The sequence below is a fragment of the Streptomyces sp. NBC_00385 genome (assembly GCF_035917155.1).
GTDB classification, from domain to species: Bacteria; Actinomycetota; Actinomycetes; order Streptomycetales; family Streptomycetaceae; genus Streptomyces; species Streptomyces poriferorum.
Map to the genome: position 1 here is coordinate 6004090 of NZ_CP107951.1, position 12162 is coordinate 6016251.

Annotated in this window: 2 protein-coding genes; one reads left to right on the top strand and one right to left on the bottom strand. The window is 68.3% G+C overall.

Annotation, left to right across the window (positions count from 1 at the left end; all coding sequences use genetic code 11):
* Nucleotides 1–36 precede the first annotated feature (36 nt).
* On the bottom strand, nt 37–3228 hold the full coding sequence (locus tag OG959_RS26815; protein ID WP_326662465.1) for an FG-GAP-like repeat-containing protein: 3192 nt from the start codon (nt 3226–3228) through the stop codon (nt 37–39).
* 494 nt (nt 3229–3722) lie between these two features.
* On the opposite strand from OG959_RS26815, the gene OG959_RS26820 reads away from it, so the two are divergent.
* On the top strand, nt 3723–11735 hold the full coding sequence (locus OG959_RS26820; protein ID WP_326662467.1) for a ricin-type beta-trefoil lectin domain protein: 8013 nt from the start codon (nt 3723–3725) through the stop codon (nt 11733–11735).
* Nucleotides 11736–12162: the final 427 nt, after the last annotated feature.

Below are 12162 nucleotides of genomic sequence, written 5' to 3' on the forward strand. Positions count from 1 at the left end.
GCGTGCAGGCAGGCTCCGGGGCTCGGACGGGGCGGGTCACCCGAAGGCCAGCTTGTCGTTCCAGCCGGACCCGATGACCGTCTTGACCGCCGGGTTGGTGTTGGTGGTGGACGGGTTGTAGATGGCCATGTGGCCGTCCGACGCGAACCGGGCCCAGATGTCCGGGATGCCGTCGTTGTTGATGTCCGGGATGCCGATCGCCGTGTTGACGTTGGCCTCGGTCCAGCTGGTGCCGAACGGGACGTCGCCGTTGAGCGAGTTGGCCGCCAGCTTCAGGGAGTTGAGGTCGACGCTGCCGGCGACGGAGCCCGGCTTGCCGTGCCGGACGTACATGTTGCCGTTGTCCAGGTTGCGCCAGAGCAGGTCGGGCGTGCCGTCCTTGTTCATGTCGGCGAGGTTGACGACGTCGCGGCGCGCCCATGCGTCGGAGTTCATCAGGGTCGCGGCCTGGAAAGTGGCCCCGCTGTAGCCGGAGAGCACCCAGAGGGCCATGTCAGTGCGCAGGACCAGGTCGGGCAGCTTGTCACCGTTGATGTCGCCGATGGCCTTGAGCTGGGTCCAGGTGGACGGCGCGGGAGCGTTCGAGGGGAGGCGGATCTTCAGCCGCGTGCCGATGTCGAACGAGCCGTAGCCGTCGCCCGGGTAGAGCCAGAACCCGCCCTTCGGATCGACGGCGAAGAGGTCCGTGGTGCCGTCGCCCGGGTAGGCGTCCTGGTAGTGCGCGATCAGCGCGGCCTTGCCGGTTGCCGCGTCGTACCACTGACCGGCCGGGGCCGGCACCGGATTGCCGTCGGCACCCATGGTGTACGAGGAGGTCAGCTGGCCGTACAACTCGCCGCCGGGCTGGCCCGGATACGTCCGCAGCACACCGGACTTGTCGATGAGGAGCAGGTCCGGGGTACCGTCGCCGCCCGTGTCACCCGGGGCGTCGGCGTTGTCCCTGGGGGGAACGTAGGTCGTGTGGTCCGTCCGCGCGCTCGCGTTGCCGAGGCTGTCGTAGGCGTAGACCTGGAGCGTGTTGGGGCCGGCGTTCGGCGGCCGCAGGGCGGGGACGGTGGCGAGGCCGTCGGCGTTGGCGTTGACCGGGACCGGGCTGACCCCGCCCCACGCGTAGGTGAACCTCACGGCCCCCGGCGATTCGAAGGTGATCGGCCCGGTCTGGCCGAAGGCCACCGTCGCCCAGGTGGCGCCGTCCGCGGTGGCTGCGAGGAACACGTCGCTGGTGACGACGGGCTGGGACGGGCCGCTCGGGTCCACCGTGATGCGGCAGGGCTCGGTGCCCGGCGGATAGGTGCTGGACGTCGCACCCGCCGAGTCCTTACCCATGGCGTCCCAGGAGAAGGTGGTGTTGGTGGTGATGTCCTTCAGCAGCGGGTCGCTGGAGGGGATGGTGTACGTGGCGGTGCCGCCGGAGCCGCCGATCGGGACCTCGACACCGGCCGGGATCGTGCCGCCGGTCTTCCAGAACCGGAAGCGGACCTTGCTCATGTTGTTGTCGGGGTCCGTGGCCTTCACCGACAGCGTGATGTTGGTCTTGCCGACCGTCACGCCCGCGCCGGGGGCGGGGGTGCAGGAACCGCCGGGCTTCGAGGAACCGCTCGTGGGCTCGGACGGGTTGCGGTTGTAGACGGCCTCGATGGTCGCGGAGGTCGCCCTGAACTTGCGCCAGGTCTGGGTGTCCGACTCGGTCGTGGCCCGCATGCCCAGGGTCACGGACGCATCGCCCCTGTCGGTGGCGTACTGGGCTGCGTCCTTGACGTCGAAGTCCTCGTATTCGTCCTTGCAGGAGGTCGACGACCAGCCGTGCGCGAAGGACTTGCGCTCGATCTCGTCGGACCAGCTCGGCTGCGCGTTCCACGTCGTGCCGGACGAGATCGCGCCGGTACGCCACAGCTGGAACTCGCGCTTCGTACAGGACCAGGAGTGGTTGTTGAGCACCTTGAAGGTCGCGCTGGTGATCTTCGCGCCCTTGATGCTCTTCGACCAGTCCATCCGCCAGAAGGAGCGGGCGGTGCCGCCGGTGTCGGACTCGTGGCCCACGCGGGCGTCGGACGTGCCGGAGGAGAAGTTGGTGCCGTTGAAGAAGCTGGTGCTCGGGTACGGCTTGTAGGCCACCGTCCACGCGTCCCAGCCGGGGTTCAGCGGCGGGTCGACGAACAGGGGGTACGTGACGTCCTTGCGCGCCGCCAGACCGGTGGCGGCGAAGCCGAGACCGAGCCGGGCGGCGTGGGTGTTCGCGCCGTCCAGGGTGATCGGCAGCGGCGCGGACCGCGCGCCGGGCTCGATGCCGGTCAGGCCCGACAGCTTCAGCACGTCGGCCGCGGTGGCGACCGACGTACGGTTCGAAGCGCCCTCGGGCAGTTCGGGGTCACGGCCGCTGGAGTCCCACGCGAACGGCGTCGGGACCGAGCCGACCTCCTTGCCGGCCTTGTCCAGGACCTGGACCCTGCTGGCCTTGCGGTCCTGCCGGAACACAGCGGTGGCGGAGCGCAGCCCGTACGACACGGTGCTGAGCGCTTCCTGCCGCGCGGCCTCGGCGGTCTTGACGATCAGGACCTGTGCCATGCCGCCTTCCTCCCGGGCGACGAGCAGCAGGTCGACGCCCGGAAGGACCTCGGAGTACAGGGCACGCGGCCCGTCGAGGACCGGCTCGGGCAGGGTGCCCGGCCAGGTGTACGCCACGGTGTGGCCGTCGAGTTCGACCTCGGCGAGCACCGTCTCACCCGGCGCTTCGGTGCGGACGAACGAGCGGTCGGCGCGCGCCTTGCGGGCGGTACCGCTCGCGAAGCGGACGGGAACGGCCGGGTTCGCGGGAGCGATGCCAAGGCCCTTGGGGGCCTTGGCCGTTCGCTTCAGGGTGTTGTCGATCGGGGCCCACTCGCCCTTGGCGTTCTTCGCCCGGGTCGGTGCGGCCGTGATCCGGGTCTTGTAGCGGCCGTTGGGCAGTGCCCAGGTCAGCGTGGTGGCGCTGGTCGCGGTGTCGACGAGTACCTGCGCATGGGTGCGCAGGGCCTGGGCCATCGCCGTGGCCTCGTCGCGCGGGCCGGTGGAGGCGGGGGCGGCGTCGGTGGCTCCGGCTCCACCGTCGGCGGTGGTCGGGGATGAGCCGCCGGGCTGCCACCACGGCAGCAGGGCGGCGGTCAGGGCGGCCAGCACGAGGCCGAGGGTCAGGGCCAGCCGCGTGCGCGTGCGCACGAAGGGGCTGAGAAAACGAGGCGGCGCGGTCACGGCGGTCTACTCCGGTGGGAACCAAGCGGATTGAGGACAGCACAGACAGCCCCAGTCGGCAGGCCACGGGGGCAGAAGGCGGGCACACAGTCACACATGTGAAGCATTGACGTCCAGGTGTGAAGGTTTTATGAATCCGTTACACACCCATGGGGTCGACTTGACCGACCGTCAATCAGGTCCGGTTGGCGGCTTTTATGGGTCGATATCGATGATGGGCGCGGGAATGTCGCCATCTTGCTGATCATTCGTCAGTGGCGTGGTCTGACCCGTTTCACCCCGTGCTGCAGATCACATGCGCGGCCCCTCGGTGCCCCTCGCCGATCTTGAATATGTGGCGGACATGCCAGAGAGTGCGCACGCACGCGTCTGAGGCAGAGGTGTGCCATCCGGTGTTTTCCGCACCTCGTCCATTGTCTGAATTGTCAGGGTGGGAGTCGACGCGCATGCGTGCTTCAGGTCCGCTGTCATGGTTGGGGCGGGGACGCCTGGCCATGACGGAGTCACAACGACGGCACCGGCGGCGAAGCCGCACGGCGATCGTCCTGCTGTTGTCCTCGGTACTGACCGTGACCAGCCTGGGCAGCCAGGCACTCGCCGTTCCCGGCCCCGGCATGAGCCGCGAGGAGTCGATCGCCCAGGTCGGCCTCCCGGACCTGCCGGAGGCCACCACGGTCGAGGGCGACGCGGCCGCCGACAAGACCCTGACCCTGGCTCCGGAGAATCCGGTCGCGCCGTACACCCCCACCGCCACCGCCGCGTGGACCTCCGGTACCGGTCAGGCCACGCTCGACGCGACCAGCGCGCCCGGGACCACCGAGCCGGTCAGCAACAACCTGCCGGTCGCCATCGGCGTCCCCGAGGGTGGCGACGCCGCCGCTCTGGCCGGCGACTGGACCGTGGGCGTGGCCCCGCAGACGACCTCGCAGGACGCGGGCGTCTCCGGCATCGTCATGAAGCTGACCCCGCCGGCCACGGTCGACCCGGCCGCCGAAGTGGCGATCAGCATCGACACCACGGGCTTCGCCGACCTCTACGGACCGCAGGCCGCCGACCGCTTCGGTCTGATGCTGCTGCCCGAGTGCGTCTACTCCTCCCCGACCGAGGGCGACTGCGCCGACGGCGGTGGTACGAGCACGATGTCCCTCTCCGACGGGGACAAGGACGTCAAGAACGGCAAGAAGAACTTCCAGCGCCTGCGCAGCACGGTGAAGACCGTGGCCGCCAAGGACGCGCCGACCAGGACGAAGACGGCCAAGAGCGCCGCCACCCGCAAGGTCCTCAGCGGCAGCATCCCGGTCTCCAGCCTGGTTGGCGAGGGCTTCGTTCCCTCCGGGGCGACCAAGGCCTCCTACCGGGACGGCGTCCAGCCCGCGGTCTCCGCGAACGGTGGCGCCGCCGTGGGCGGCCTCGACACCGGCTCGTCGGTCTCCGGTGACTTCACGGCCTCGCCGCTGCTGTCGTCGGGCTCCTGGGCGTCGGGCTCCTCCTCGGGCGCCTTCACCTACTCGTACGACATCCAGGTCCCGGAGACCGCCGGCGGCCTGATGCCGAAGGTCAACCTGGCGTACTCCTCGCAGTCGGTCGACGGCCGCACGTCCTCGTCGAACAACCAGGCCTCCTGGATCGGTGACGGCTGGGACTACAACGCGGGTTCCATCACCCGTACGTACGCCAACTGCCGCCAGGACTCCAAGAAGGCCGGATCCAACAACGCCACCCACCGCACCGCGGACCTGTGCTGGGGCTCGGAGAACGCCACCCTCTCCCTCGGCGGCATGACCACCGAGCTGGTCTGGGACACGACCAAGGGCAAGTGGTTCACGGCCAACGGCGACGGCTCCACCATCCAGGTGATCAAGGGCGAGGACACCGGCAACGGCGCCAAGGACGGTGAGTACTGGATCGTCACCACCAAGGACGGCACGAAGTACCACTTCGGCAAGAACAAGCTCCCGGGCTGGTCCAACCACGGCGACGCCGCCGACGACCCGACCACCGACTCGGTGCTCACGGTCCCGGTCTACGGCAACCACGCGGACGAGGACTGCTACAAGGGCCCCACGACCACCGACTGGACGAAGTCCTGGTGCACACAGGGCTGGCGCTGGGGCCTCGACTACATCGAGGACATCCACGGCAACGCCATGTCGATGTGGTGGAAGAAGGACGTCCCGAACTACTACGCCCGCAACTTCAACTTCAAGGACCCGGTCGCCTACGACCGTGACGGCTGGCTCGACCACATCGACTACGGCCAGCGCAGCAACACCATCTTCACCGCGACCGCCCCGGCCCGGGTCGGCTTCGCGGTGAAGGAGCGCTGCTACACCGTCGACGACGTCACCTGCTCCGACGCCAACTTCGCCTCCAAGGACCCGCGCAACTACCGGCCCTGGTTCGACACCCCGGTCGACATGCGCTGCGAGTCCGGCAAGAAGTGCTGGAACGCCGGCCCGTCCTTCTGGTCCCGCAAGCGCCTCGACACGATCACGACCTCGGCCCAGCGTCGCACCGACACCGCGGCGCGCCAGGTCGTCGACGAGTACCAGCTGAAGCAGAGCTTCGCCAAGCTGCTGACCGGCCCGAACACGGCGCTGTGGCTGGAGTCGGTCCAGCGCACCGGCTACGCCCGCAAGGGCTCCACCGACGCGAGCGTGCAGCTCAACACGGTGCGGTTCGAGCCCAACACCGAGGACATGCCGAACCGCGTCAAGGCGGTCCACGCGTCGCGCCCCGGCTTCTCCCGGCTGCGCATCGGCCGCGTCGTCAACGAGTACGGCGGCGAGACCATCGTCACGTACAAGCCGGTCGAGGGTGACTGCCTCACCGGCAACCTTCCCCTGCTCGACCAGCGGCCCGGCGAGGACCGTGCCACGGCCATGGCCCGGCTGCAGGCCGAGCTCAAGGGGAACGACCGGCTCTGCTACCCGTCGTTCTGGAACCCCGACCCCGAGGTCGAGGACATCGACTGGTTCCACAAGTACGCCGTGGACACCATCGAAGAACTGCCCAACATCGACGGCAACTTCACCACCAGGACGGAGTACCGGTACAAGAGCCCGGCCTGGAAGCTCGCCGAGGCCGAGTTCTCCAAGAAGTCCCAGCGCACCTACTCCCAGTTCGCGGGCTTCGAGCAGACCACGGTCCTGACGGGTCCGGTCGTCGAAGACACCGCGGACACCGCCGACCAGCGCTCCAAATCCGTCACCCGCTACTTCCGGGGCCTCGGCGACACCGTGTCTGTCAAGGACATCACCGGCGCCGAGATAGCCAAGGACCGGGAGCCGTTCGCCGGCCGGATCGCCGAGGAGCTCACGTACGCCGACTCCACCAAGGCGGACTCCGACTGGCTGTCCCGCTCGATCACCAAGCCGGAGGCCACCGAGCTCGCCAAGCGGGACCGCGACGACGGCCTGAGCCCACTGCGGGCCTGGCGGGTCACGGAGCCCGAAGAGATCGCGTACACCAAGTCGTCCGGCGACAACACGGACGACCCGCGCCCCCTGCGCACGGTCAGAACGACCTCGAAGTACGACGCGACCTACGGTCTGCCGACCGAGGTCGAGTCGCTGGGCGACGCCGACGCCACCAAGACCGGTGACGAGTCCTGCACCAAGCTGGAGTACCTGCACCGGACCGACAAGAACCTCATCGGTCTGTCCAAGCAGGTCCTGGTCTCGCCGACGACCTGTGCGAACGCCGACTGGGCCGACCTCGGCTCGCTGAGCGGCGCCACCCGCACTTCCTACGACGGCACGGCCTACGGCACCGCCCTCGGCTCCTCGACCCGTGGCCTGGCCACCGAGTCGTGGACGCTCAACGGCGCCGGCACCGGCTTCCAGACCACCGGTACCAGTGCGTTCGACGAGGTCGGACGCGTGGTCAAGGAGACCTCGGCGGAGCAGCTGAAGCAGCTGATTCCGAAGTCCTCCACGATCGCCTACGACTCCATCGGGCCGGCCACGGGCCAGGTCTTCAAGGTCACCACGACCAACGTCCTCGGGCAGCGCCAGATCCAGGAGCTGGAGCCGGGCCGCTCGGTCACCGTCAGGACGACGGATGCCAACGACCTGGTCAGCGAGGCCGTGTACGACCCGCTCGGCCGGCTCGCCGAGGCCTGGGCCCCGGGCCGTACCGCCGGCAGCGGCGTGGCGGACTTCCGGGCGGTCTACACGGTCCCGAAGGAGGAGACCGACCCCACCGACTCCAAGATCAAGATCCGCAAGCCTCCCTACGTCACCACGTACGCGCGTGGCTACGAGGACCGGATAGAGACCTCGGTCACCCTCTACGACGGTCTTGGCCGCGAGCGGCAGACGCAGGAGGAGGCCGACGGCGACGCCGGCTGGCTGATCACCGACACGCTGTACAACAACTCCGGTGAGGTCTACCAGACCAACAACGCCTACCTGACCGACGAGGCGAAGCCGGGCGAGCTGTTCAGCCCGCTCGCCGATACGACCGTCCCCAACATCACGCGCTACACCTACGACGGCCTGGGCCGCGTGCTGAAGGAGACTCCGTACCTCAAGTGGATCGACCCGGACACCAAGGAGTCCTTCTCCAAGCCGTACGAGGACCGGGCGATCCGCTACGAGTACGGTGAGGACTGGTCGAAGGTCATCCAGCCGGAGGGCGACTCGTCCTACCGCGTCTGGACCGACGCGACCGGCCGCACCACTCGCACGGACACGTTCAACCCGGCCGCCCCCGGCGGGTTCACGTCGACGCGCTACCAGCCCGACGCGCACGGCCGGCTCCGGACGGCGACCGCCTCGGCGGACACGGCGCACCCGTGGTCCTGGACGTACAACCACAACGGCCAGGTGGAGACGGCGACCGACCCCGACTCGGGTACGTCCCGCACGACCTACGACGCCTTCGGCCGGGTCGAGACGAGCACGAACGCCCGCGGCATCACGGTCTGGAACGGCTACGACGAGCTGTCGCGTCCGAAGGAGGTGCGCGAGAACAGCTCCGCCGGCAAGGTGCTGTCCTCGTTCACGTACGACACGGCCCCGGGCGGCAAGGGCATGCCCGCCACCGCCACCCGCTACACCGATCTCCAGGCGTACACCCAGACGGTCAACGGCTACACCAAGGAGTACCAGCCGACCTCGACCACGCTGTCGCTGCCGCAGTCCATCGCCGACACCTGGGGTCTGAAGAAGGACTACAGGTACGACTACACGTACAACGACCGCGGGATGCTGGACGAGACCACCGTTCCGGCAGTGGGCAGTCTCGACGCCGAGAAGCTGGTCATCCGCTACAACAAGGACGGCAAGCCGCTCTCCATCTCCGGCAAGGACTGGTACGGCTCCGAGACCACCTACGACGCCTACGGCCAGGTGCTCCGCTCCACGCTCGGCGCCCAGCCGTACCGCGTGTGGACGCAGAACGCCGTCGACGAGGGAAGCGGCGAGCTCACCGAGCAGTCGGTCTACCGTGAGAAGGGTGACGCCGGCGCGGACAAGAGCGTCGTCGGCGGCACCCTCGTCTCGAACCGGGGGTACACCTACGACCCGGCCGGCAACGTCACCTCGATCGAGGAGAAGTCCGAGGGGATCGCGGAGCGGCAGTGCTTCGTCTACGACCCTGTGGGCCAGCTGAAGTCTGCCTGGACTGCGAAGGACCGGACGGGCTGCGTCAACCCGCGGAACCCGGACGGCTCGCTCAACAAGAACACGGACGGCACGCTCCGGGCCGCTGCCGGCGCGGACAGCTCCGGCTACTGGCAGGAGTACGAGTACGACCTGTTCGGCAACCGTACGAAGCTGACCGAGAACGACCTCTCCGGCGACACCACCAAGAACGCGGTCTCCACGTACGCGTACGGCAAGAACGCCGCCAAGGACCAGCCGCACACGCTGACCAAGGTGTCGAAGACCTACAAGACCCCCGCGGGGGCACAGGTCACGGCCGAGGCCACGCGGCTGTACGAGCTCACCGGCGAGACCAAGTCGGTCACCTCGGTCGAGAACGGTGACAAGCAGGACCTGACCTGGACCTACGACGGCCAGGTCGACCGGATCACCGGCGCAGGCTCCGGCGGCAAGACCCCGTATGTGGGGCTCGGCCAGAAGTGCCTGGACCTGAAGTCGGGCACGGCCGCAGCCGGCCAGCCGATCCAGCTCTCCGCCTGCAACGCCTCGGCAGCGCAGAGCTTCAAGTTCACCCCCACCCCGGGCACGGCTTCGGCGCCGCAGACCGATCCCGACAAGGGCACGCTCTCGGTGTACGGCACCTGGTGCCTCCAGCCCGCCGCCAACACGGCCGGGTCGGCGCTCCAGATCCAGAAGTGCAACGGCTCGGCCGCGCAGGAGCTGAAGCGCAACGCCTCCGGGCAGCTGATCCACCCGGCCTCCGACGGTCTGTGCCTCGCGGTGCAGGGCTCGGCGAACGTGAACGCGACGCCGATCGTGCTCGCCACCTGTGCCGCGGCCCAGGCCGCCCAGCAGTGGCTGCCGCAGAACGACACCCGTCACATCTACGGCCCCGACGGCGCCCGGCTGCTCACCATCAAGGGCAAGCAGGCGACCCTCCACCTGGGCGAGGCCGAGGTGACCGTCCAGCAGGGCGGCGCTCTGGTCAACACCCAGCGCACCTACGCGGTTCCGGGTGGCGCGGTGATGCGCTACGCCTACGGCACCGGCGCGGAGACGCTGGTCGCCCAGACCACGGACCAGCAGGGAAGTGCGTACGCGGAGGTCGGTCTCTACGGCGGCATGCCGGTCCGCATCCGCAAGCAGGACCCCTTCGGCAACGAGCGCGGTACCGCCGGCACGGACCTCAAGAACCACAAGGGATTCCTCGGCCAGACCCGGGACGACTCCTCCGGCTTCCAGCCGCTGGGTGTCCGGCTGTACGACCCGGTGGTCGGACGCTTCCTGTCCGTCGACCCGATGCTCGACGTGAACGACCCGTTGCAGTCCAACGGGTACGCGTACGCGCAGAACAACCCGGTCACGTACTCCGACCCGACCGGTGAGTCGATCGTCCTGAGCGCCTCGGAGAAGGCTGCGGCCCTCGCCGGCGCGGGTCTGTCCGCGGCCCAGGTCGCGCAGGCGCAGGCGATGCAGGGCAAGTCCCTCACCTCCGTCATCCTGGCGGTCGCGTGGGAGACGCTGAAGGACTTCATCGGCATCAACGACGCCATGGCCTGCTTCGGCGGCGACATGTGGTCCTGCGTCAGCATTGTGGTTGATGCCATCCCGTGGTCCAAGCTCGGGAAGATCCCCTCGGTGATCAAGGCGGTCAACCGCACCATCGAGGCCATCAAGGCGTTCAAGGTGGCGAAGCGGGCCGCCGAGCTGGTTCTCAAGGCCGCCAAGGCCGCCGAGTCCGCGGCGCTGAAGGCCAAGAAGCTGGCCATCGAGAAGGCCAAGAAGGAGGCCGCGCAGAGGGCCAAGAAGAAGGCCGCCGAAGCCGCCAAGAGAAAAGCCGACGAGGCTGCCGCTGCCAAGCGGAAGACGGGTAACGCCGTCCAGAAGCAGTCCCAGGCCAAGGCCGCACCCAAGTCCTCCTCCCACCCGGGCGCGGGCAAGAGCGGCGGTAGTAAGAGTTCCGGGGGCGGTGGCGGCGGCAAGTCCGGCGGCTCCTCCCGCAGCAAGGGCGGCACCAGCGGTGGCGGCGGCTCGGGCAAGGCCGACGGCGGCGGTTCCTGTAACAGCTTCGTGCCCGGCACGAAGGTGCTGATGGCCGACGGTTCCGCCAAGCCGATCGAGAAGGTCAAGGTCGGAGACAAGGTCGTCGCGACCGACCCGAAGACCGGTGAGAGCGTCGTCGAGACGGTCACCGCCGAGATCAAGGGCCAAGGGCTCAAGCACCTGGTCGAGGTCACGATCGACCTCGACGGCCGGAGCGGTTCGAAGACGGCCCGGATCACTGCGACCGACGGCCACCCGTTCTGGGTCCCCGAGCTCGGCGAGTGGATCGACGCCACCGACCTCAAGTCCGGTGAACGGCTCCGGACCAGCGCAGGTACCTACGTCCAGATCACCGCGATCCACCGATGGACCGCGCAGGACGCCACGGTGCACAACCTGACCGTGTCCGATCTGCATACGTACTATGTGGTGGCGGATGCTGCATCGGCTCTCGTCCATAACTGTGACGATCCCGGGCACGCGGACGATTGCTATTGCGATATGGGAGACACTCCCAAGCCGCGCGCAGACGCCATGAGTGACGACATGTGGGGCGGCGGCGGTGAGCAGCCTTCGGGTGCAGACCGGGGCCTCCACGGAGCATTGGCGGCCGCGGATGACGGAATGAGTGAAGCTGACATCCAAGACCTTGTCGCGAATGCAGACCGGGTTCTCTGGCAAGGGAGTGGGGACAATCTGGCTCGGGTGTACCTGAGGCAGGCTGCCGGTGGAACACATGACGTTGCCATCCGCAGCTTCCCCGGCGGGGGAGCGATTACTAGCTTCAGAAACCTGACGGAGTCGTCCCTGAGAGGGCGTATCGCCAGCGGAAGGTGGTTCGATCAAGATGGCTGAGACGGGCGCGGATCCAATGTGCTGCTTCTGCTATCTCGTCATCCGAGAAAGCGAAGATCCATTTGCGATGCGAATCAAAGTGGGCCCACTTTCTGAGGAGGTCCGTCAGATTCTCTATGCGCACTCGAAATGCTTCCGATCCCGGATGCATGAGGAAGTGGACTTCTGGTGGGAGTACTAGTCACTTTCCGTCGTCGCTAGTGTTTCACTGAGGTCCTGGCTGCTGCGATCGCTGATGATCTGAGCGTCCGGACTGAAAACAGAGGCCCCACCGGAACGGATCCCGGTGGGGCCTCTGGTGCGTCTGACGGCAGTGGTTGACGGCAACGTCCACGACCGGGTGGGGCACAAGGCGGCGGGTTGCCGACCTCCGTGGGCCGGTTGCGAGCGCCCGAGGAGGTTTACCCCCACGCATCTCCAGAGTCCG